The 21,208-nt window shown below is 74.5% G+C and carries 18 protein-coding genes; 8 read left to right on the plus strand and 10 right to left on the minus strand.

Annotation, left to right across the window (positions count from 1 at the left end; all coding sequences use genetic code 11):
- Window positions 1-161: 161 nt before the first annotated feature.
- Window positions 162-758 carry a hypothetical protein gene (locus ABD347_RS06140; RefSeq protein WP_344357373.1) on the plus strand — a complete coding sequence of 199 codons (597 nt, stop codon included), beginning with the start codon at window positions 162-164 and terminating at the stop codon, window positions 756-758.
- Window positions 759-761: 3 nt separating this feature from the next.
- Here ABD347_RS06140 and pdxH read toward each other — a convergent pair whose 3' ends face one another.
- On the minus strand, window positions 762-1,388 hold the full coding sequence (gene pdxH / locus ABD347_RS06145; protein ID WP_344357885.1) for a pyridoxamine 5'-phosphate oxidase: 627 nt from the start codon (window positions 1,386-1,388) through the stop codon (window positions 762-764).
- A gap of 283 nt (window positions 1,389-1,671) precedes the next feature.
- Here pdxH and ABD347_RS06150 point away from each other — a divergent pair, with 283 nt between their 5' ends.
- On the plus strand, window positions 1,672-2,772 hold the full coding sequence (locus ABD347_RS06150; RefSeq protein ID WP_344357888.1) for a citrate synthase 2: 1,101 nt from the start codon (window positions 1,672-1,674) through the stop codon (window positions 2,770-2,772).
- Window positions 2,773-2,836: 64 nt separating this feature from the next.
- Here the strand turns inward: ABD347_RS06150 and ABD347_RS06155 are convergent, their stop codons facing one another.
- The 9 genes from ABD347_RS06155 to ABD347_RS06195 form a co-directional block, all read right to left on the minus strand.
- Entirely contained in the window at window positions 2,837-3,427 is a 591-nt protein-coding gene (locus ABD347_RS06155) for a TetR/AcrR family transcriptional regulator (RefSeq protein WP_064067455.1), read from the minus strand.
- Entirely contained in the window at window positions 3,415-4,152 is a 738-nt protein-coding gene (locus ABD347_RS06160) for an enoyl-CoA hydratase family protein (RefSeq protein WP_344357376.1), read from the minus strand. The genes ABD347_RS06155 and ABD347_RS06160 overlap by 13 nt, the downstream gene beginning before the upstream one ends.
- Before the next feature lie 320 nt (window positions 4,153-4,472).
- Window positions 4,473-5,615 carry an acyl-CoA dehydrogenase family protein gene (locus tag ABD347_RS06165; RefSeq protein WP_344357378.1) on the minus strand — a complete coding sequence of 381 codons (1,143 nt, stop codon included), beginning with the start codon at window positions 5,613-5,615 and terminating at the stop codon, window positions 4,473-4,475.
- Complete coding sequence (locus ABD347_RS06170; protein WP_344357380.1) at window positions 5,612-7,522, minus strand: ATP-binding protein; 1,911 nt, start codon at window positions 7,520-7,522, stop codon at window positions 5,612-5,614. The genes ABD347_RS06165 and ABD347_RS06170 overlap by 4 nt, the downstream gene beginning before the upstream one ends.
- Window positions 7,523-7,532: 10 nt before the next feature.
- Complete coding sequence (locus ABD347_RS06175; RefSeq protein ID WP_344357382.1) at window positions 7,533-9,131, minus strand: acyl-CoA carboxylase subunit beta; 1,599 nt, start codon at window positions 9,129-9,131, stop codon at window positions 7,533-7,535.
- Window positions 9,128-10,801: an acyclic terpene utilization AtuA family protein gene (locus tag ABD347_RS06180; protein WP_344357385.1), complete on the minus strand. Its 1,674-nt coding sequence runs from the start codon at window positions 10,799-10,801 to the stop codon at window positions 9,128-9,130. Before ABD347_RS06180 ends, ABD347_RS06175 begins: the two co-directional genes overlap by 4 nt.
- Window positions 10,798-11,697, minus strand: a complete 900-nt coding sequence (locus ABD347_RS06185; RefSeq protein WP_344357387.1) for a TIGR03084 family metal-binding protein — start codon at window positions 11,695-11,697, stop codon at window positions 10,798-10,800. The genes ABD347_RS06180 and ABD347_RS06185 overlap by 4 nt, the downstream gene beginning before the upstream one ends.
- A 78-nt stretch (window positions 11,698-11,775) precedes the next feature.
- Window positions 11,776-12,738, minus strand: a complete 963-nt coding sequence (locus ABD347_RS06190) for an EamA family transporter (protein ID WP_344357389.1) — start codon at window positions 12,736-12,738, stop codon at window positions 11,776-11,778.
- A 117-nt stretch (window positions 12,739-12,855) separates the two neighbouring features.
- Window positions 12,856-15,651, minus strand: a complete 2,796-nt coding sequence (locus ABD347_RS06195; protein WP_344357391.1) for an FAD-binding and (Fe-S)-binding domain-containing protein — start codon at window positions 15,649-15,651, stop codon at window positions 12,856-12,858.
- Between the two features lie 167 nt (window positions 15,652-15,818).
- On the opposite strand from ABD347_RS06195, the gene ABD347_RS06200 reads away from it, so the two are divergent.
- From ABD347_RS06200 to ABD347_RS06225, 6 genes are read left to right on the plus strand one after another with little or no spacing between them, the layout of a single operon-like run.
- Window positions 15,819-17,348, plus strand: coding sequence for a sensor histidine kinase (locus ABD347_RS06200; RefSeq protein ID WP_344357393.1), 1,530 nt, complete (start codon window positions 15,819-15,821; stop codon window positions 17,346-17,348).
- Window positions 17,345-17,752, plus strand: a complete 408-nt coding sequence (locus ABD347_RS06205) for a roadblock/LC7 domain-containing protein (protein WP_344357395.1) — start codon at window positions 17,345-17,347, stop codon at window positions 17,750-17,752. The genes ABD347_RS06200 and ABD347_RS06205 overlap by 4 nt, the downstream gene beginning before the upstream one ends.
- Window positions 17,749-18,126 (plus strand): DUF742 domain-containing protein, encoded by a 378-nt coding sequence (locus tag ABD347_RS06210; protein ID WP_344357397.1) that lies wholly within the window; start codon window positions 17,749-17,751, stop codon window positions 18,124-18,126. The genes ABD347_RS06205 and ABD347_RS06210 overlap by 4 nt, the downstream gene beginning before the upstream one ends.
- The gene (locus tag ABD347_RS06215) at window positions 18,107-18,706 is read left to right on the plus strand and encodes a GTP-binding protein (RefSeq protein ID WP_344357399.1); all 600 of its coding nucleotides are present in this window, start codon (window positions 18,107-18,109) and stop codon (window positions 18,704-18,706) included. Before ABD347_RS06210 ends, ABD347_RS06215 begins: the two co-directional genes overlap by 20 nt.
- On the plus strand, window positions 18,703-19,920 hold the full coding sequence (locus ABD347_RS06220; RefSeq protein WP_344357400.1) for a cytochrome P450: 1,218 nt from the start codon (window positions 18,703-18,705) through the stop codon (window positions 19,918-19,920). Before ABD347_RS06215 ends, ABD347_RS06220 begins: the two co-directional genes overlap by 4 nt.
- Window positions 19,917-21,152: a cytochrome P450 family protein gene (locus ABD347_RS06225; RefSeq protein WP_344357402.1), complete on the plus strand. Its 1,236-nt coding sequence runs from the start codon at window positions 19,917-19,919 to the stop codon at window positions 21,150-21,152. The genes ABD347_RS06220 and ABD347_RS06225 overlap by 4 nt, the downstream gene beginning before the upstream one ends.
- The last annotated feature ends 56 nt before the right edge of the window (window positions 21,153-21,208 follow it).

Raw genomic sequence — 21,208 nt, forward strand, 5'->3', positions numbered from 1 at the left:
TCGCCGGCACATCCGGCCGGCCTCTCCGTCAGGAGAGCCGGAGCCCGCGGGTTTCCGCTGTCCGGGCGTGCCGCGCGGCGGGCTCGCTCGAGTATCCGGCCCCGCGTTCCTGAGTACCGGCGCCGATGCCCGCCCCGCCGGCCACCGCGCAGGATGGCCGCGTGAACGCAGCAGACACGCCCGGCACGGCCGGGACGACCGCCCCGCCCGGCACCCCCGGCGCGACCAGCACGGTCGGAGCGACCGCCGTGCCCGGCACGACCGGCACGGCTGGAGCGACCGACACCCCCGGCACCACCGGCGTGTCGGACACCCCCGGCACCACCGGTACGGCCGGAGCTACCGCCACGCCCGGCAGCCCCCGCGCCACCGGCACGGCCCGAGCTGTCCCGGCGCCCGGCGCGGCCGGCACGGTGGGAGCGCCCGGCGCGGCCGGTGCCGGTCCCTCCGCCGGCGACCCCTTCGCGCCCAGCACCGCGGCCGTGCGGGTCTTCGCCGGGGTCGGACTGGTGCTGCTGGTGTTCGCCTTCCTGGCGACCGTCCTGGTGATGCTGCGGCAGGCCTACGTGGGCGACGGCGCGAGCGGCCCTCTCGGGACGTTCGCCATGTGGTCCCTGGGCCTGTCCGGACTCGTGGGGCTCTGGGCGATGTGCCTGCCCCACGACGCGGTGGGCCACCGGGGGCGGCGCGGGGCGGTGTTCGTCCAGTACGCGCTGATGGTGTGCGGACCGCTGCTCGCGGCCGTCGACTTCGCGTAGGGCCTACGGCGCCAGTCGCTCGATCCGCCAGGTGCCGCCCTCGCACACGTACCGCAGCCGGTCGTGGAGGCGGTTCTCGTGGCCCTGCCAGAACTCGACCGTGCCGGGCTCGATCCGGAACCCGCCCCAGTGCGGCGGGACGGGCACCTGCTCACCCTCCGGGTAGCGGGCCGCGAGATCCTCGTACCGGGCGAGCAGCTCGGCGCGCGAGGGGATCACGGCGGACTGCTCGCTCGCCCAGGCGCCGAGCTGGGAGCCGTGCGGCCGGGTGCGGAAGTAGGCGGCCGTCTCGTCCCGGCCGACGCGGCTCGCGGTGCCGGTGACGAGGACCTGGCGGGCGACGGGGTGCCAGGGGAAGAGGAGCGCGACGTACGGGTTGGTCTCCAGCTCCACGCCCTTGCGGGAGCCGTAATTGGTGAAGAAGACGAAGCCCCGTTCGTCGTAGTGCTTCAGCAGCACCGTCCGGGAGGAGGGCCGGCCCTCGGGCGTGGCCGTCGAGACGATCATGGCGTTGGGCTCGACGATCGCTTCGCTGTCGGTGGCCTGGGCGAACCAGCGTGCGAACTGTTCCATCGGTTCGGCCGCGAGGTCCGCCTCCGTGAGCTCGGCGGTGCGGTACTGCTCGCGCATGTCGGCGGGATCGAGAGCTGCTGGATCGAGAGCGTCTGTCACAGCATCATCCTGCCGTAGCACCCCAGTCTGCCCGGCACCGCGTGCCACTAATCCCGCTGGACCGGTTCGGCGCAGTGTGCCGGATGTCACGCTTCCCCGCATCCGGTGAACCCGACAGACTCATGGGCTGGGTCACTGTTCCCTCCCTACGACGGTGAGGATGACCACCAGCCTTACGGGGCATCACCGCATCACCGGAAAACACCCCGACCTGCCGAACCACCTCACGAGGAGCCGCCTGATGTCCGACTTCGTACCCGGACTCGAAGGAGTCGTCGCGTTCGAGACGGAGATCGCCGAACCGGACAAGGAGGGCGGCGCGCTCCGGTACCGCGGCGTCGACATCGAGGACCTGGTGGGCCAGGTGTCCTTCGGCAACGTCTGGGGCCTGCTGGTCGACGGTGCGTTCAACCCCGGCCTGCCGCCCGCCGAGCCGTTCCCGATCCCGGTGCACTCCGGTGACATCCGCGTCGACGTCCAGTCCGCGCTCGCCATGCTGGCGCCCGTGTGGGGCCTGAAACCGCTCCTCGACATCGACGAGGAGGAGGCCCGCCACGACCTCGCGCGCGCCGCCGTGATGGCGCTGTCGTACGTCGCCCAGTCGGCGCGCGGGCAGGGTCTGCCGATGGTCCCGCAGAGCGAGATCGACAAGGCCGAGTCGGTCGTCGAGCGGTTCATGATCCGCTGGCGCGGTGAGCCCGACCCCAAGCACGTCAAGGCCGTCGACGCGTACTGGACGTCCGCCGCCGAGCACGGCATGAACGCCTCCACCTTCACCGCCCGCGTCATCGCCTCCACGGGAGCGGACGTGGCCGCGGCCCTGTCGGGCGCCGTCGGCGCCATGTCGGGCCCGCTGCACGGCGGGGCGCCGTCCCGCGTCCTCGGCATGATCGAGGAGATCGAGCGCACCGGGGACGCCGGCGCCTACGTCCGCCAGGCCCTCGACAAGGGCGAGCGCCTGATGGGCTTCGGCCACCGCGTCTACCGCGCCGAGGACCCGCGCGCCCGTGTGCTGCGCCGCACCGCCAAGGAGCTCGGCGCGCCGCGCTTCGAGGTGGCCGAGGCACTGGAGAAGGCCGCCCTGGAGGAGCTGCACAACCGCCGCCCGGACCGGGTCCTGGCGACGAACGTGGAGTTCTGGGCCGCGATCATGCTGGACTTCGCGGAGGTCCCGGCGCACATGTTCACGTCCATGTTCACCTGCGCCCGCACGGCCGGATGGTCGGCCCACATCCTGGAGCAGAAGCGCACCGGCCGCCTGGTCCGCCCGTCCGCGCGGTACGTGGGCCCCGGCCCGCGCAGCCCGCGCGAGATCTCCGGGTACGAGGACATCGCCGGCTGACGCCCCTGGTACGCGAGGCGGCGCCGTCCCTCACTCGGGGCGGCGCCGTCCCGCGTACCGCCGGTCAGCCGAGCGCCTCGTCGAGCAGGGCCGCCCACTGGGCCACCACCCGCTCGCGGCGCGCGGTGTCGTCGGTGAGGAGGTTCGCCAGGCCCAGGCCGCGCGCCATGTCCAGGAGGCCCTGGACGGTCTCGCGGACACCGGGCCGGGACTCGTCGGCGCCGAGCAGCTCGACGGCGATGCGGTGCGTCTCGCGGCCGACGCGGGCCTCCAGCTCGGTCACCCGGGGGCGCAGCTGCTCCTCGTCGGAGGCGGCCACCCACAGGTGCAGGGCCGCCCGGAACAGCGGACCGGTGTAGAGGCCGACCAGGGCGGCGACGACGGCGGCGCGGTCCTGGCCGGGCAGGGCGCGCAGCGCCTGGGAGCGTTCCTCGGCGACGTACTCGACCGCCGCGGTGAACAGGTCCTCGCGCGTCGGGAAGTGGTGCTGTGCCGCGCCCCGCGAGACACCGGCGCGTTCGGCGACGACGGAGACGGTCGAGCCCGCCCAGCCGTGTTCCGCCAGGCAGGCGACCGCCGCGGCGAGGAGCCGCTGCCGGGTGGCCCGGCTGCGGTCCTGCTTCGGCTCCTTCGCGGCAGTCGTCACACCACCCATGCGGGGTCCCGTCGTTCGAGGAAGGCCGTCATCCCCTCGCGTGCCTCCGCCGAGGCGAAGAGCGAGGCCGAGCGCTGTACGAAGTCCTCCGCGTCACGCTCGAAGGTTTCCAGCACCCTAGCCGTGACCAGCCTCTTGGCCTCAGCCAGCCCCTGTGGCGACGCCCGGCGCAGCCCGTCCAGCACGGGGGCGAGAGCCGTGTCCACGTCCTCCCCGACCAGGGTGACCAGCCCGATCCGCGCCGCCTCGGCCGCGTCGAACCTCTCCCCGGTGAGGTAGTAGCGGGCGGCGGCCCGTGCGTCGAGGCGGGGCAGCAGGGTGAGGGAGATCACCGACGGCGCCACGCCGATCCGCACCTCCGTCAGCGCGAAGTCCACGCCCGTGTCCGCCGCCACGATGTCGCACGCCCCGAGGATGCCCAGTCCCCCGGCCCGTACGTGCCCGGTGACCCGGGCCACCACCGGCTTGGGCAGCTCCACGATCGCCCGCAGCAGTGCCACGAACGTGTAAGGGCTGGGCGGCGCCTTCAGGTCGGCGCCGGCACTGAACGTGGATCCGGCGTGGGTGAGCACCACCGCCCGTACCGCCGGGTCCTTGCCGCAGGTCTCCAGGGCCTGTGCCAGCTCGCCGACGAGCCGCGCCGACAGGGCGTTGCGGTTGTCCGGAGAGTCCAGCGTCAGGGTGGTGATGCCCCGCTCGTGCGCGGTGGTGACGAGCCTCGTCATGCGCCTTCCCGCTCCCTCTGTTCGCGCCGGATGTCCTTCCCGGCGCCGCCCTCGGCACGCCGCCGGTGAAGCCGACGCGCCGGATCTTCTTGTACGGGGCGACCTTCCCCGCCACGCGGGCGATGATGTCGCCGCCGCTCGGGTCGTTCGCCGTGGGCCGCCCGACGACGTACGCCGTGGCCGCCCGACGACGTACGCCCCGGGGGTCTCGTCGCCGCCGTCGCCGCCGTCGCCGTCCTCGTCGTACACGCCGGTCCCGGCCGTGTACGCGGCGGCCGGGCGGGCCGGCGCCGCGTCGCGGGTGGGGGGCGGGACGGCTGTCAGTACGACTTGGGCAGGCCCAGGGACTGGTGGGACACGTAGTTCAGGATCATTTCCCGGCTCACCGGAGCGATGCGTGCCACTCGGGAAGCCGTGATGAGCGAGGCGAGGCCGAACTCGCGGGTGAGGCCGTTGCCGCCGAGGGTGTGCACGGACTGGTCGACGGCCTTCACGCATGCCTCGGCGGCGGCGTACTTGGCCATGTTGGCGGCCTCCCCGGCGCCGAGGTCGTCACCCGCGTCGTAGAGGTGGGCGGCCTTCTGCATCATCAGGCGGGCCAGTTCCAGCTCGATGTGGGCCTGGGCGAGGGGGTGGGCGATGGCCTGGTGGGCGCCGATGGGGGCCTTCCAGACCTGGCGGTCCTTGGCGTACTCGACGGCCTTGGCGACCGCGTACCGGCCCATGCCGACGGCGAACGCGGCGGTCATGATCCGTTCGGGGTTGAGTCCGGCGAACAGCTGGAGCAGCCCGGCGTCCTCGTCGCCCACCAGGGCGTCCGCCGGGAGCCGCACGCCGTCGAGGGTCAGCTCGAACTGCTTCTCGTGGGCGTGCAGCTCCATGTCGATCCGCCGTCGGCCGAAGCCGGGGGCGTCGCGCGGGACGACGAAGAGGCAGGGCTTGAGGCTGCCGGTACGGGCGTCCTCGGCGCGGCCGACGACGAGGGTGGCGTCGGCGATGTCGACGCCGGAGATGAACACCTTGCGGCCGGTGAGGACCCAGCCGTCCCCGGCCCGGCGGGCGGTGGTCGTGATCCGGTGCGAGTTGGAGCCCGCGTCCGGCTCGGTGATGCCGAACGCCATGGTCCGGGTGCCGTCCGCGAGGCCCGGCAGCCAGCGGGTCTTCTGCTCGTCGGTTCCGAAGCGGGCGATGACGGTGCCGCAGATGGCGGGTGAGACGACCATCATCAGCAGCGGGCAGCCGGCCGCGCCCAGCTCTTCGAGGACGATCGACAGCTCGGCCATGCCGCCGCCTCCGCCGCCGAACTCCTCGGGCAGGTTGATACCGAGGTAGCCGAGCCTGCCTGCCTCGGCCCAGAGCGCGTCGCGGGCCTCAGGGTCGTGCGAGCGGCCGTGGCGGCGGCCGAGGGCGGCGACTGCGGCACGGAGGGACTGCTGCTCTTCGGTCTCGATGACGCTGCTCATCGGTCGGTCTCCTTCTCCGGTGCTTCCTGTACGACGGCGAGCAGGGCACCGACCTCGACCCGGTGGCCGGGGGCGGCGTGGAGCGCGGTGAGCGTGCCGGAGGCGGGAGCGGTGATCCGGTGCTCCATCTTCATCGCCTCCAGCCAGAGGAGCGGCTGCCCCGCCTCGACGCGGGCGCCGGTCCGCACGTCGGCGACCCGGACGACGGTGCCGGGCATCGGCGCGAGCAGCGAGCCGGGCGCGGTGCGCTCGGCCGGGTCGGTGAACCGGGGGTGGACGACCGTCCGGAAGGAGGCGCCCGGTGTGTCCACGTGCACGGTGCCGTCGCCGTACGCGGCCACCTCGAAGCGCCGCAGGACGCCGTCCACTTCGAGGCTCACGCGGCCGGGCGAGACGGCCACCACGCGCGCGTGCGGGTGCGACTCGACGGTGAACCCGCCGTCCCGGGTGGGGCGGTAACGCACCTCGTGGTCGCCGTACCGGGCGGCCTGAGGCCGCGACGGCACGTTGCGGAAGGCTCCGAAACGGCCGGAGCGGGCGGCAGCGGCCGCGAGGGCGGCGGCGACGGCCGCGTACTGCTCGCCGGGCGCGGGGGCGGTCAGCGCGGCGAGGTTCCGCTCGTAGAACCCGGTGTCGAGGCGCCCCGCCACGAAGTCCGGGTGCCGCAGCGACCGCACGAGCAGGTCCCGGTTGGTGACCGGCCCGTGCAGCCGGGCGCGCGCGAGGGCGTGCGCCAGCTTGCGGACGGCCTCCTCGCGGGTGGGCGCGTGGGCGATCACCTTGGCGAGCATGGCGTCGTAGTGGACGCCGACCGTGTCGCCGGTGGTGTACCCGGTGTCGACCCGGAGTCCGTCACCCGGCGGGACGTCCACCGAGTGCAGGACGCCGGTCTGGGGGGCCCAGTCCCGGGCCGGGTCCTCGGCGTAGAGCCGGACCTCCACGGCGTGGCCTTCGGGGGCGGGGGGCTCCGGCGGCAGCGCGGCTCCCTCGGCGATCCGGAGCTGGTGGGCGACCAGGTCCAGGCCGAAGACCGCTTCCGTGACGGGGTGTTCGACCTGGAGCCGGGTGTTCATCTCCAGGAAGTACGCCCGGTCGCCGGCGACCAGGAACTCGACGGTGCCGGCGCCGACGTACCCGACCGCCCGCGCGGCCGCCACCGCCGACGCGTGGAGGGTCGCGCGCAGGGTGGCGTCCAGACCGGGCGCAGGGGCCTCCTCGACGACCTTCTGGTGCCGCCGCTGGAGCGAGCAGTCGCGGGTGCCGAGCGCCCACACCGTGCCGTGCGCGTCGGCGAGGATCTGCACCTCGACGTGGCGTCCGCGCTCGACGTACGGCTCCGCGAACACCTCGCCGTCCCCGAACGCCGACCGGGCCTCGGCGGTCGCCGCCGCCAGCTCGCCGGGCAGCGCGGCCAGGTCGCGGACGACCCGCATGCCCCGGCCGCCGCCGCCCGCCGCCGCCTTGAGCAGGAGCGGAAGGTCCGCGCCGGTGGCCGCAGCCGGGTCGACGGGGGCCAGCAGCGGGACGCCCGCCGCCGCCATCAGCTCCTTCGCCCGTGTCTTGGACGCCATCGCCTCGATGGCCTCCGGCGGTGGGCCGATCCACGTCAGACCCGCGTCCATCACGGCACGCGCGAAGCCGGCGTTCTCCGACAGGAACCCGTAGCCCGGGTGCACCGCGTCGGCGCCCGCCGCGAGCGCCGCCTCCACGATCAGCTCGCCGCGCAGGTACGTGTCGGAGGGCACCGCCCCCGGCAGCCGTACCGCCGCGTCGGCCTCGCGGACGTGCAGGGCGCCCGCGTCCGGGTCGGAGTGGACGGCCACCGTGTCGATGCCGAGCGTCCGGCAGGTGCGGAAGACGCGGCAGGCGATCTCGGCCCGGTTGGCGACAAGGAGAGAAGAGATCATGGAGTGGTCCTCACATCCGGAAGACGCCGAAGCCGCCGCGCGCGCCTTCGACCGGGGCGGTGTGGATCGCCGACAGGCACAGGCCGAGGACGGTGCGGGTGTCGCGCGGGTCGATGACGCCGTCGTCGTACAGCCGCCCCGACAGGAACATCGGCAGGGACTCGGACTCGATCTGCCGCTCCACCATGGCGCGCAGCGCGGCGTCCCCCTCGTCGTCGTACGGCTGCCCCTTGGCGGCGGCGGAGGCGCGGGCGACGATCGACAGGACGCCCGCGAGCTGCTGGGGGCCCATCACGGCGGACTTGGCGCTGGGCCAGGCGAACAGGAAACGGGGGTCGTAGGCGCGGCCGCACATGCCGTAGTGCCCGGCGCCGTACGACGCGCCCACGAGCACGGACAGGTGCGGCACCTTCGAGTTGCTCACCGCGTTGATCATCATCGCGCCGTGCTTGATGATGCCGCCCCGCTCGTACTCCTTGCCGACCATGTAGCCGGTGGTGTTGTGCAGGAAGAGCAGGGGGATGTCCCGCTGGTTGGCGAGCTGGATGAACTGCGCCGCCTTCTGGGACTCGGCGGAGAACAGCACCCCTTGGGCGTTGGCGAGGATCCCGACCGGGTAGCCGTGCAGCGACGCCCACCCGGTGGTGAGCGACGGCCCGTACAGCGGTTTGAACTCGTCGAAGTCCGAGCCGTCGACGATCCGGGCGATGACCTCGCGCGGGTCGAAGGGGACCTTGAGGTCGCCGGGGACGATGCCGAGGAGTTCCTCGGGGTCGTACTTCGGCGGCTCGGCCGGGCCCGGGTCGGGGTGCGCCTTGCGGTGGTTGAGACGGGCCACGATCCGCCGGGCCTGGCGGATCGCGTCGGCCTCGTCGACGGCGTAGTGGTCCGCGAGCCCGGACACGCGCGCGTGCATCCCGGCGCCGCCGAGGGACTCGTCGTCGCTCTCCTCGCCGGTGGCCATCTTCACCAGCGGCGGGCCGCCGAGGAAGACCTTCGACCGCTCCTTGATCATCACGGTGTGGTCGGACATCCCGGGCACATAGGCCCCGCCCGCCGTGGAGTTGCCGAAGACGACGGCGATGGTGGGGATCCCGGCGGCGGACAGCCGGGTGAGGTCGCGGAACAGCGCCCCGCCCGGGATGAAGATCTCCTTCTGGGACGGCAGGTCGGCGCCGCCGGACTCGACGAGGCTGACGCAGGGCAGGCGGTTGGCGTACGCGATCTCGTTGGCGCGCAGCGCCTTCTTCAGCGTCCAGGGGTTGGACGCGCCGCCGCGTACGGTCGGGTCGTTGGCGGTGATCAGGCACTCGACGCCCTCGACGACCCCGATGCCGGTGACGATCGACCCGCCCACGGGGTAGTCGCTGCCCCACGCGGCGAGCGGCGACAGCTCCAGGAACGGGGCGTCGGGGTCGAGGAGCAGCTCGATCCGTTCACGGGCGAGGAGCTTGCCGCGCCCCCGGTGCCGGTCGGTGTACTTCTCGCCACCGCCGGCACAGGCCTTGGCGTGCTCGGCCTCCACCTCGGCGAGCTTGGCGAGCATGGCCTCGCGGTGGGCGGCGTGGTCGGGCCCGGCGGTGTCGAGGGCGGTGGGGAGGACGGTCACAGCAGGGCCTCCGGGATGTCGAGGTGGCGGGCGCGCAGCCATTCGCCCAGCGCCTTGGCCTGGGGGTCGAACCGGGCCTGGGCGGCGACGCCTTCGCCCAGCAGTCCGGTGACGGTGAAGTTCAGCGCGCGCAGGTTCGGCAGGACGTGCCGGGCGACGGGCAGGTCGCGGGTCTCCGGGACGAGCGCGCGGAAGCGGTCGGTGGTCAGCGTGTGGGCGAGCCAGCGCCACGCCTCGTCCGTGGGCGCCCACACCCCGACGTTGGCGTCGCCGCCCTTGTCGCCGCTCCTCGCCCCGGCGACCAGCCCGAGCGGGGCGCGGCGCACCGGACCGGCCGGGAGGGGCTCGGGGAGGGGCGGTTCGGCAACGGGCTCCAGGGGCCGGGTGCGTACCGCCGCCGGGATCACCACCCGTTCGCCGTCCGGGAGTACGGCGGTGTGCATGACGGTGCCGGGGTCGACGTACACCGCCTCGAACACCCCGTAGGGCGCGCCCTTCCCCGGCGGGGCCGTGACGTGGAAGCCCGGGTAACTGCCGAGGGCCAGCTCCACGGCCGCGCCGCTCACGGCCCGGCCCACGGCGTCGGGGCCGGCGTCCCGGACCACCAGCCGCAGCAGGGCGCTGGCCGTCTCCTCGGTGTCGGCGTCCGGCCGGTCGGTGCGGGCCAGCTCCCACCGCACCTCGGCGCTCTCGGCGAAGGAGCCCGCCAACTGCTCGCGCACCAGCCGCGCCTTGGCCTCGATGTCGAGGCCCGTCAGCACGAACACGACCTCGTTGCGCCAGCCGCCGAGCCGGGTCAGCCCGGCCTTCAGCGTCGGGGGCGGCGCCTCGCCCCGCACACCCATGATCCGCACCCGGCCGGGGCCGTCCCGGTCCAGGCGGACGGTGTCGAGCCGCGCGGTGACGTCGGGGCCCGCGTACCGCGCGCCCGCCGTCTCGTACAGCAGCTGCGCCGTGACCGTCCCGGCGTCGACGACCCCGCCCGTACCGTCGTGCTTGGTGATCACGGCGGATCCGTCCTCGTGCAGTTCGGCGAGCGGGAAGCCGGGCCGGCGTACGTCGTGGCGGGCGAAGAACGCGTAGTTGCCGCCCGTCGCCTGCGTGCCGCACTCCAGGACGTGCCCGGCGACCACCGCGCCCGCGAGCCGGTCGTACTCCTCCGGCCCCCACCCGAACCACCACGCCGCCGGCCCGCTGACCAGCGCCGCGTCGGTGACCCGGCCGGTCACCACCACGTCGGCCCCGCCGCGCAGGCACTCCGTGATGCCGCCGCCGCCCAGATAGGCGTTGGCCGTCAGCGCCCCTTCGGGCACCGGCAGCTGGTCGCCCTCGACGTGCGCGACGCGCACCTCCGGCAGGCCGAGCCGGTCCGCGAGGGCACGCAGCGCGGCGGCGAGGCCCGCCGGGTTGAGGCCGCCGGCGTTGGTCACGATCCGCACGCCGCGCTCGTGGGCGAGCCCGAGGCCCTCCTCCATCTGGCGCAGGAAGGTCTTGGCGTAGCCGAGCCCCGGGTCCTTCAGGCGGTCCCGGCCCAGGATGAGCATGGTCAGTTCGGCGAGGTAGTCGCCGGTCAGGACGTCGAGGTCGCCGCCGGTGAGCATCTCGCGCACCGCGTCGGAGCGGTCGCCGTAGAAGCCGGAAGCGTTGCCGATCCGCAGCGGCCGCTTCACGAGGCGGCCCCGGAGGGCCGGGCCCGGGGCTGGGGCTCGGGCCGGCTCCGGGGCTCGGGCTCGGGCTCGGGCAGGGGCTGGGACTGGGTCCGGGGCCCGGGTCCGGGCTCGGGCCGGGTCCGGGGAGCGCGGGCGGGGCCCGCCGGTCCGGCGAAGGCCTGTGCGATGTCGAGCCACCGGTCGGCGTCGGGGCCCTCCGCCCGTACCGCCACGTCGGCGCGGTGGGCGCGCCGGGTGACCAGGAGGCAGAAGTCGAGGGCGGGCCCGGTGATCCGCTGGGTGGCGCCCTCGGGGCCGTACGCCCACACGTCCGAGCCGTCCGGGGCGGTCAGCTCGACGCGGAAGGGCTCGTCGGGCGGGGTCAGGCCCCGGACCGCGTAGGCGTGGTCGCGGGCCCTCACGCCGATCCACGCGACGTGCCGCAGGCGGGCGGTCGGGGGGCGGGTGACGCCGAGGGCGTCGGCGACGTCCCGGCCGTGGGCCCAGGTCTCCATCAGGCGGGCGGTCGCCATCGAGGCAGCGCTCATGGGCGGCCCGTACCAGGGGAAGCGGGCGCCGGCGGGGGCGGCGGCCAGTGCGGCGTGGAGGCGGGTGCGGCCCTCCCGCCAGCGGGCGAGGAGCTCGCCGGGGGGTGCGGCGGCGCCCGCCTCCGCCCCGGCGTCGACGAAGGTGCCGGGGGCCCTGAGCGCTTCTTCGGCGTGGGCCCTGAACCCGTCCGCGTCGGTGACGGCGAGCAGGGCCGCGTCGTCGGTCCAGGTGAGGTGGGCGATCTGGTGGGCGACGGTCCAGCGGGGCGCCGGGGTGGGGGTGGCCCAGCCGTCCGGTCTCAGGCCCGCGACCAGCCGGTCGAGCTCCTCGCTCTCGTCGCGCAGATCGGTGAGCAGGGCGTGGGACACGGTGCGCTCCCTCCGGGGACACGGCAGTGCGTGCCCCGGAGCATGGCAGCGCCCCGAGAAACAAGCAAGCGTGCTTGCTTACTTTTTCGCCGTCTGCGACCGCACGGCGCCCATGCTCGCCGCGATGACCAGCGCGATCGCCAGGGCGTCGGTGACGGAAAGGGCCTGACGCAGTACGAGGAACCCGGCCGTCGCCGCGATGGCGGGCTCCAGGCTCATGAGGATCGCGAAGGTGGGCGCGGGCAGCCGGCGCAGCGCGAGCAGTTCGAGGGTGTACGGCAGGACGGACGACATCAGCGCGACCGCGAGGCCGAGCCCGAGCGTCGAGGGCACCAGCAGCTTGGACCCGGCCTCGGCGACGCCCAGCGGCAGGGTCAGCACCGCGCCGAACGCCATCGCGAGCGCCAGCCCGTCGGCCTGCGGGAACCGCCGCCCGGTGCGGGCGCTGAAGACGATGTACGCGGCCCACATCACGCCCGCCGCCAGCGCGAACGCCGCGCCCACCGGATCCAGCCGGTCGAACCCGCCGCCACTCAGCAGCAGCACACCGCCCAGCGCCAGCCCGGCCCACACGACGTTGACCAGCCTCCGTGAGGCGATCACCGACAGGGCGAGCGGACCGAGCACCTCCAGGGTGACGGCGGCGCCCAGCGGGATGCGGTCGGCGGCCTGGTAGAAGAGGACGTTCATGCCCGCCATGACGGCCCCGAACGCCAGGACCGTCCCCCAGTCCGCCCGGGTGTACCCGCGCACCTTGGGGCGGCACACCGCCAGCAGCACCAGGGCGGCGAGGATCAGCCGGAGCGTCACCACCCCGAGCGCCCCGGCGCGCGGCATGAGCAGCACGGCGAGGGCCGACCCGAACTGCACGGACAGCCCGCCGGCCACCACCAGCGCGACCGGCCCGAGAGCCCCTCGCCGCCGCACGGCCCCGTCCGGGCGCGCGGCACCGTCGGCGTGCGCGGCAGCGGTCTCGGGCAGCGCGACGGAGGCGGCGTCTGCGGTACGGGCGGCGGCCTCCGTACGGGCGGCGTCGTTCACACCGGGACCCTCACGACTTTCTCCTCGACGAAGTACGAGGTACTTCTGATTGAACTCCTGGTCCAACATACTGTACCAACCAGAGCGGAACCGACCCTTCCACCGTAAGGGCCGCCCTCAGGCCCCGAGCCCCTCCGCCAACACCTCCGCCAGGTGCCTGGCCCGCACCGCCGCCAGCTGGTCCAGCTGGGTGCGGCAGGAGAAGCCGTCCGCGATGACCTCGGTGCCGGGGCGGGCCGCGCGGACGGCCGGGAGGAGCTGGTCCTCGGCGCACGCGGCCGAGACCTCGTAGTGGCCGCGCGTGAAGCCGAAGTCGCCGGCCAGGCCGCAGCAGCCGCCGGCCAGGTCGCCGGTGAGGCCCGCGCGGGCGCGGAGGCGGCGGTCGGCGGCGTCGCCGAGGACGGCGTGCTGGTGGCAGTGCGTCTGGCCGGTGACCGGTCGGTCCAGGCGCGGGGGCTGCCAGTGGGGGGCGTACTCCTCCAGCGCCTCGGCGAAGGTACGCACGGAGCCGGCCAGGCGGCGGGCGCGGGGGTCGTCGGGGAGCAGCTCGGGCAGGTCGGTCCGCAGGGCGGTGGCGCAGCTCGGTTCGAGGACGACCACGGGTGTCCCCAGGGCGGGTTCCACGGTGTCGAGGGTGCGGCGCATGACGGTCCGGGCGTGGTCGAGCTGGCCGGTGGAGACGTACGTGAGGCCGCAGCACACCCGGGCGGCCGGCAGCGCGGGGCGGAGGCCCGCCGCCTCCAGCACGGTCACGGCCGCGCGGCCCACCGAGGGCGACAGGTACTCGGTGAACGTGTCGGGCCACAGGAGCAGGTCGCCGGGCGCGCTCCCCCGCCGCCGGAACCAGCGGGTGAACGTCTCCGCCGCCAGCTCCGGGAGGTCCCGCTCCGGTGCCACGCCCGCCACTCGCTTGGCCAGGGCGGCGAGCGGGCGCACCCGCGCGGCGGTGTTGAGGACCCGGGCGAAGGGGGCCGCGAGGCGCAGCCACCGAGGCAGGCGGCCCATCGCGTAGTGGGCGGCCGGGCGCGGCCGCCCCGCGTAGTGGTGGTGCAGGAACTCCGCCTTGTACGTGGCCATGTCGACCCCCACCGGGCAGTCGCTGCGGCAGCCCCTGCACGCCAGGCACAGGTCGAGGGCGTCCCGGACCTCGGTCGACCGCCACCCGTCCGTGACCACCTCGCCGGCGAGCATCTCGTGCAGCAGCCGGGCGCGACCGCGCGTGGAGTGCCGCTCCTCCCCCGTCGCCCGGAAAGACGGGCACATCACCCCGGGGCCCCGACTCGGCCCGTCCACCCGGCACTTGGCGACGCCGACGCATCGCCGTACGGCGGTGGTGAAGTCGCCGCCGTCGTGGGGGTAGCCGAAGACGACGTCCACGCGCTCGCGCGGCAGCACGGCGAAGCGGAGGTTCTCGTCGAGGCGGGCGGGCCGGGCGAGCGTGCCCGGGTTCATGCCTCCGGCCGGGTCCCACAGGTCCTTGAACCGGGCGAAGAGGGCGACCAGTTCGTCCCCGTACATCCTCGGCAGCAGTTCGGCGCGCGCCTGGCCGTCGCCGTGTTCGCCGGAGAGCGACCCGCCGTGGGCGACGACGAGGTCGGCCACGTCCTCGGAGAACCGCCGGAAGCGCCGGACGCCGTCGTCCGTGACCAGGTCGAAGTCGATACGGACGTGGACGCAGCCCTCGCCGAAGTGGCCGTAGGGCGTGCCGTGCAGGCCGTGTGCGGCGAGCAGGGCGCGGAAGTCGCGGAGGTACGCGCCGAGCCGGGCGGGCGGGACGGCGCAGTCCTCCCACCCGGGCCATGCCTCGGCGCCCTCGGCGGTGCGGGTGGCGGTCCCCGCGGCGTCCTCCCGTACCCGCCACAGGGCGCGCTGGGCGGCCGGTTCGGTGACGACCGTGCCGGCCAGCGCGTCGGCGGCCCGGACCAGGCGCTCGGCGCGGGCACGGGCCTCGCCGGACGTGGCACCGCCGGTCTCGGCGAAGAGCCAGGCACCGCCCCGGGGCAGCGCGGCGCGGGCGGCCGGGTCGCGGACCAGGTCCTCGGCCATGCCCTCGACGGTGAGCGGGCCGTACGGGAGGAGGCCGGCTGCCGCCTCGGCGGCCGCGCTCTCGTCGGCGTACCCGAGGACGGCGAGGGCGCGGGCGGGCGGCGACTCGACGAGCCGTACGGTCGCCTCGGTCAGCACGCCCAGGGTGCCCTCGCTGCCGCAGAAGGCGCGGGCGACGTCGGTGCCGTGCTCGGGAAGGAGGGCGTCCAGGGCGTAGCCGGAGATGCGGCGCGGGAGGCCGGGCGGGAAGCCGGTGCGCAGGGCCGCCAGGTGCTCGCGGACCAGCCGGTCCAGTCCGTCCGGCGCGCCCTGTCCGCCGCGTCCGAGGCGCAGTCCGGCGCCGCCGTACGTCACGACCGACAGCTCGCGCAGGTTGTCGGCGGTCGTCCCCCACGCCACCGAGTGCGACCCGCACGCGTTGTTCCCGATCATGCCGCCGAGGGTGCAGCGGCTGTGGGTGGACGGATCGGGGCCGAAGGTGAGCCCGTACGGGCGTGCCGCGTCGCGCAGCCGGTCCAGCACCACGCCGGGCTGGACCACGGCCGTCCGCGTCGCGGGGTCGATCGCGATGATGCCCCTCATATGGCGGGTGAGGTCCAGCACGACGCCGGTGCCGGTCGCCTGCCCGGCGATGGAGGTCCCCGCCCCCCGCGGGACGACCGGCACGCCGTGCTCGCGGCACACGGCCAGCGCGGCGGCCACGTCCACCGCGTCACGCGGGGCCACGACGCCGACGGGGACGCGGCGGTAGTTGGACGCGTCCATGGTGTGCAGGGCGCGGGCCGCCGCGCCGAAGTCCACGTCGCCGCGCACCGCGTCCCGGAGCGCCCGCGCGACGGCTGCCGTCTCCCGTAGCTGATCACCCATGGGGCCAGGATGCCCCCGCCGGGCCTCCGGGGTCCGGGCCCTCGCCGGGGTCGGCAGAAGAAAGCACACAGGAACTTCCCAAAGTGATCGCCAATTCTCTTATAGTGACCCGGAATTGTTCGGGAATTGACGGCTCCAGCTGCCCCCACGCCCAGAGGACTGACGATTTGCGCCCCTCCCACCGGCCGGCCGTGCCGACCCTGCTGATCTCGGCGGCCGTCACCGGCCTCCTGTGCGCGGGAGCGGTGACCGTCGCTCCCGACTCCGTACGGACTCCGCTCGCATGGGGCTCGGCCGTGGCCGCCGTGCTGCTGACCGCCGCGCTCACCACCGCCGCGTACGCCCTCGACACCGCCCGCCGGCTGCGCGACCGGACCGGCGCGCTCACCACCGAGGCCGCCCGCCGCGCCGCCGACACCGCCCGGACGCTCGCCGAGGCCCGCGCGGAGACCGCCCGGACCAAGGCGGACGCCGACCGTGCCGTGGCCGAGGCCCGCGCGACCGCCGCCCGCGCCGGGGCGGAGGCCCGCGCCGAAGCCGACCGGGTCGCCGCCGAAGCCCGCGCCGAGGCCGACCGGGTCGCCGCCGAAGCCCGCGCGGAGGCCGGCCGCGCCCGCGCCGAGGCGGCGCGCAGCGAGACCAGCCGGGCCGCCGCCGTGGCCGCCTGCGCCAACGCGGCCGGCCGTATGCAGGCACTGGCCACGAGCATGCTCGCCGACCTCCGCGAGATGGAGCACCGGCACGCGGACGAGGACGTCCTCACCGACCTTCTCCACCTCGACCACCGCACCGCCCAGGCGGGCCGCCTCGCCGACTCCATCGCCGTCCTCACCGGCGCCCGCTCGGGCCGCCGCTGGGCGAAGCCGATCGTGGTGGAGTCCATCCTGCGCGGCGCCATGGGCCGCATCGGCGGCTACCAGCGCGTGCGGCTCCACACCACCAGCGACGCCGCGATCGCCGGTCACGCCGCCGAGGGCGTCATGCACGCGCTGGCCGAACTCCTCGACAACGCGGCCAACTTCTCGCCGCCCACCGCCGAGGTCCATGTGTACGTCGAGGAGGTCCCCGCCGGACTCGTCGTCACCGTCGAGGACAGCGGCCTGGTGATGAGCGACGTCCAGCTGCGCCGTGCCGAGCGGGCCGTGGACCCGTCCGGGGGGACCGACCTGACCGGCCTGTCGGGCACCCGCCTGGGCCTCGCCGTCGTCGGACGGCTGGCCCGCAAGCACGGCCTGACCGTGTCCTTCCGCCCGTCGGCCCGGGGCGGCACCGGCGCGCTGATGATGATCCCGCACGAACTGATCGCCCGCACCCGCCGCGAGAGCGCGCCCGCGCCCGCGGCGCCCCGGGAGATCCCGCCGCCCCCCGCACCCCGGAGGGCCGACGAGACGCGGGAGACGCACCAGGACCAGGAGACGTACGGGGCGCGGAGGCCCCACGAGACCGACCGGCTCCAGGAAGAACCCCACGAGGTCCACGAGCGCCCCGCCACCACCACCTCCGAAGCCGCCGCGACGCGCTCGCCCGGCGGCCTCCCCAAGCGCCGCCGCGGCCAGACCCTCGCCGCCGCCCACCCCGAAGGCACCCCCACCACCCCCGCCGAGCACACCGATCCCGCGTCGCGGACCCGGTCGGCGGCCCGTTTCAGCAGCTTCCGCCAAGCGGTACGCACCACCACGGAAGGCACCCCTCGATGACCACCGGTACCACCACCGACGAAAAGCTCAACTGGCTGCTGGACAACCTCCTCCAGCGCACGCCCGGAGCCCGTCACGCGCTCGTCCTGTCCCGGGACGGCCTCAAGCTGTGCCGCACGCCGGAGCTCTCCGTCGACCAGGCCGACCAGCTGGCCGCCATAGCCGCCGGCATCCAGAGCCTGTCCCACGGGGCGTCCATGGAGTTCGGCGACGGGACCGGCGGCGTGCGGTCGGCGATGGCCGAGTTCTACGGCGGTGTCCTGCTCATCGTCGAGGCCGGCGAGGGCGCCCATCTCGCGGTGGTCGCCGCGGAGGACTCCGACGTCGGCCTGGTGGGGCACAACATGAGCGAACTCGTCGAGCAGCTCGGCGAGCACCTGCACGCCGAACCCCGCACACCGTGACTCCGATCAACCACAGGGACGAGTCCCCGGACCGGTTGTACACCCTCACCGGTGGCCGCACCCGTTCCGCCCCGGACGCGCCTTTCGACCTGGTGACCCTGGTGGTGGCGGAGTCGGACCCGGCGCCCGGCATGCAGTCCGAGCACGCCGCGATCCTCCGCATGTGCCGCCGCCCCACCGCGGTCGTCGAGGTGGCGGCCGAACTCGCGCTGCCCGTCGGCATCGTGCGGATCCTCCTCGCCGACCTGCTCGGTACGGGCCGGATCAGCGCCCGCCACCCCCGTACGGCCGGACCGGCCGACGGGTCCGGTACCTACAGCCTTCCCGACCCCGACCTCCTGGAGCAGGTGCTCGTTGGACTCCGCAACCTCTGAACGGACACCGCTCACCAGCACCGCCGACAACGGTCTGAAGATCGTCATCGTCGGCGGTTTCGGTGTCGGCAAGACCACCCTCGTCCGCTCGGTCAGCGAGATCCGTCCCCTCAACACCGAGGAGACGATGACCCGCGCGGGCGAGGCCGTCGACGACGTCGCCCAGATCCACACCAAGACGTCCACCACCGTCGCCTTCGACTTCGGCCGCATCACGCTCGACGCGCACAACGTCCTGTACCTCTTCGGCGCCCCCGGCCAGGAACGCTTCTGGTTCCTGTGGGACCGCCTCTTCTCCGGCACCCTCGGCGCGGTCGTCCTCGTCGACACCCGCCGCCTCGCCGACTCCTGGTACGCGATCGACCGCCTGGAGCACCACGGCATGCCGTTCATCGTCGCCTGCAACGACTTCGGCGGCCCGGCCCACACCGAGCAGGAGATCCGCGAGGCGCTCGACCTCGCCGACCACGTACCGCTGGTCGAGTGCGACGCCCGCGACCGCTCGTCCAGCAAGTACGTACTGATCACCCTCGTCACCCACCTCCAACACCTGCACGCCCCCCGGGAGACCAGAACATGACCGCCCCCGTGCCCCTGTCCGGGCCCCGGTTCCAGACCGAACCCGCCCAGTTGTACCGGGAGATCCGGCGTGAGCACGGAGCCGTCGCCCCGGTCCTCCTCGACGGGGACGTCCCGGCCTGGCTGGTGCTCGACTACCGCGAGCTGCACCAGGTCACCGGCGACCCGGTGCTCTTCAGCCGGGACTCCGACCTGTGGAACCAGTGGGACCGCGTCCCCGACGACTGGCCGCTCCTGCCGATGATCGGCCGCAAGCAGCCGTCGATCCTCTACACGGTCGGCGAACGCCACCGCCTGCGGGCCGGGATGATCGCGACCGCCCTCGAATCGGTCGACGCCTTCAGTCTGCGCCGGTACGCCGAGGGGTTCGCGGACGGGCTGATCGACGCGTTCTGCGGCAAGGGCGAGGCGGATCTGATCGCCCAGTACGCCATGCTGCTGCCGGTCCGCGTGCTGGTGAAGATCTACGGGGTGCCCGACGAGGAGGGCCCCGGGCTGGTCACCGCGCTCAACGACATGATCGACGGCCGGGAGCGGGCGCTGGACGGCCAGCGGCACCTGGGCGAGGCGATATTCGGCCTGCTCACCGCCAAGCAGGCCGACCCGGGTGACGACGTGGCCTCGCGCATGCTGGCCGACCCGTCCGGGTTCACGCTCGAGGAGATGGCGCAGGACATGATGGTCATGATGGCCGCCGGGCACCAGCCGACGGCCGACTGGATCGGCAACTCCCTGCGCCTGATGCTGACCGACGACCGGTTCGCCGCGTCCCTCTCCGGCGGCCGGCACAGCGTCGCCGAGGCGATGAACGAGGTGCTGTGGGCCGACACGCCCACCCAGAACGTGGCCGGCCGGTGGGCGTCGCGCGACACCCACCTGGGCGGGCGGCACATCAAGGCCGGTGACCTGCTCCTGCTGGGGCTGGCCGCCGCGAACTCCGATCCGCAGGTCCACATCGACAACGCGGCGCTCACCGGCGGCAACAGCGCCCACTTCTCCTTCGGGCACGGCGAGCACCGCTGCCCGTTCCCCGCCCAGGAGATCGCCGAGGTCATCGCCCGTACCGGGATCGAGGTCCTGCTGGACCGGCTGCCCGACCTGGACCTGGCGACCGGCGCGGACGCGCTGACCAGGCGCCCCTCGCCCTGGCTGCGCGGCCTGACCGACCTGCCCGTGACCTTCACCCCGACCCCCGCCCTCGGAGGCACCGCGTGATCACCGCAGAGGAAGAACCCATCCCCCTCGACCCCTTCGTCACCGACCTCGACGGCGAGAGCGCGGCCCTGCGCGCGGCCGGGCCGCTCGCCCGGGTGGTCCTGCCGGGCGGGGTCCCGGTGTGGGCGGTCACGCGCCACGCGGAGGCGCGGGCGCTGCTCACCGACAGACGGCTCGTCAAGGACATCGGGGTGTGGGGCGCCTGGCGGCGCGGCGAGATACCGGGGGACTGGCCGCTGATCGGCCTGGCCAACCCCGGCCGGTCCATGCTGACCGTGGACGGCGAGGACCACCGCCGGATGCGGGCGCTGGTCGCGCAGGCGCTCACCCCGCGCCGCGTGGAGCTGATGCGGGGGCGGATCACCGAGCTGACGGACCGCCTGCTGGACGGTCTGGCCGCGCACGGACCGGACGAGACGGTGGACCTCAAGGCCGCGTTCGCCTACCCCCTCCCGATGTACGTGATCAGCGACCTGATGGGCATCGACCCGGCGGACCACCCGCGCCTGAAGGTCCTGTTCGACAAGTTCTTCTCCACCCAGACACCGCCGGAGGAGGTCGTGGCGACCCTCGGGGAGCTGGCGGAGATGATGGGGAAGGTGGTGGCCGCCCGCCGCGCGGAGCCGGGCGACGACCTCACCAGCGCGTTGATCGCCGCGTCCGAGAACGGCGACCACCTCACCGACGAGGAGATCGTCTCCACCCTCCAGCTGATGGTGGCGGCCGGTCACGAGACGACGATCTCGCTGATCGTCAACGCCGTCGTCAACCTGGCCGCCCACCCCGAGCAGCTCGCCCTCGTCCGGTCCGGGGAGGCGGGCTGGGACGCCGTGGTCGAGGAGACCCTCCGGTTCTCCACCCCCACCTCCCACGTCCTGATCCGGTTCGCGACCGAGGACGTCCGGGTCGGCGACCGGACCCTCCCCGCGGGGGACGCGCTGATCGTGTCGTACGGGGCGATCGGCCGGGACGAGGAGCAGCACGGTCCGACGGCCGGGGTCTTCGACATCACCCGCTCGCCCAACCGGCACATCTCCTTCGGCCACGGGCCGCACGTCTGCCCGGGGGCGGCGCTCTCCCGGCTGGAGGCGGGTGTGGCCCTGCCGGCGCTGTACGCGCGCTTCCCCGGCCTCGCCCTCGCGGTGCCCGCCTCCGAGCTGCGCCGCAAGCCGGTCGTCACGCAGAACGACCTCTTCGAGCTGCCCGTCCGGCTGGGTCCGGGCCGGCGGTGAACTTGCCATTTCGTGTCTCATCGGACGGACACGGTCTTCGGCCGTGACCCTGAGCG

Source organism: Streptomyces gobitricini, assembly GCF_039532985.1.
Classification (GTDB): Bacteria; Actinomycetota; Actinomycetes; order Streptomycetales; family Streptomycetaceae; genus Streptomyces; species Streptomyces gobitricini.

What these genes read in the sequence shown, in the direction of transcription:
- pdxH (WP_344357885.1), bottom strand. Translation starts at nt 1,388, where the DNA reads ATGCGCGAGCAGTACCGCACCGCCGAGCTCACGGAGGCGGACCTCGCG.
- ABD347_RS06150 (WP_344357888.1), top strand. Translation starts at nt 1,672, where the DNA reads ATGTCCGACTTCGTACCCGGACTCGAAGGAGTCGTCGCGTTCGAGACG.
- ABD347_RS06155 (WP_064067455.1), bottom strand. Translation starts at nt 3,427, where the DNA reads ATGGGTGGTGTGACGACTGCCGCGAAGGAGCCGAAGCAGGACCGCAGC.
- ABD347_RS06160 (WP_344357376.1), bottom strand. Translation starts at nt 4,152, where the DNA reads ATGACGAGGCTCGTCACCACCGCGCACGAGCGGGGCATCACCACCCTG.
- ABD347_RS06165 (WP_344357378.1), bottom strand. Translation starts at nt 5,615, where the DNA reads ATGAGCAGCGTCATCGAGACCGAAGAGCAGCAGTCCCTCCGTGCCGCA.
- ABD347_RS06170 (WP_344357380.1), bottom strand. Translation starts at nt 7,522, where the DNA reads ATGATCTCTTCTCTCCTTGTCGCCAACCGGGCCGAGATCGCCTGCCGC.
- ABD347_RS06195 (WP_344357391.1), bottom strand. Translation starts at nt 15,651, where the DNA reads ATGGGTGATCAGCTACGGGAGACGGCAGCCGTCGCGCGGGCGCTCCGG.
- ABD347_RS06205 (WP_344357395.1), top strand. Translation starts at nt 17,345, where the DNA reads ATGACCACCGGTACCACCACCGACGAAAAGCTCAACTGGCTGCTGGAC.
- ABD347_RS06220 (WP_344357400.1), top strand. Translation starts at nt 18,703, where the DNA reads ATGACCGCCCCCGTGCCCCTGTCCGGGCCCCGGTTCCAGACCGAACCC.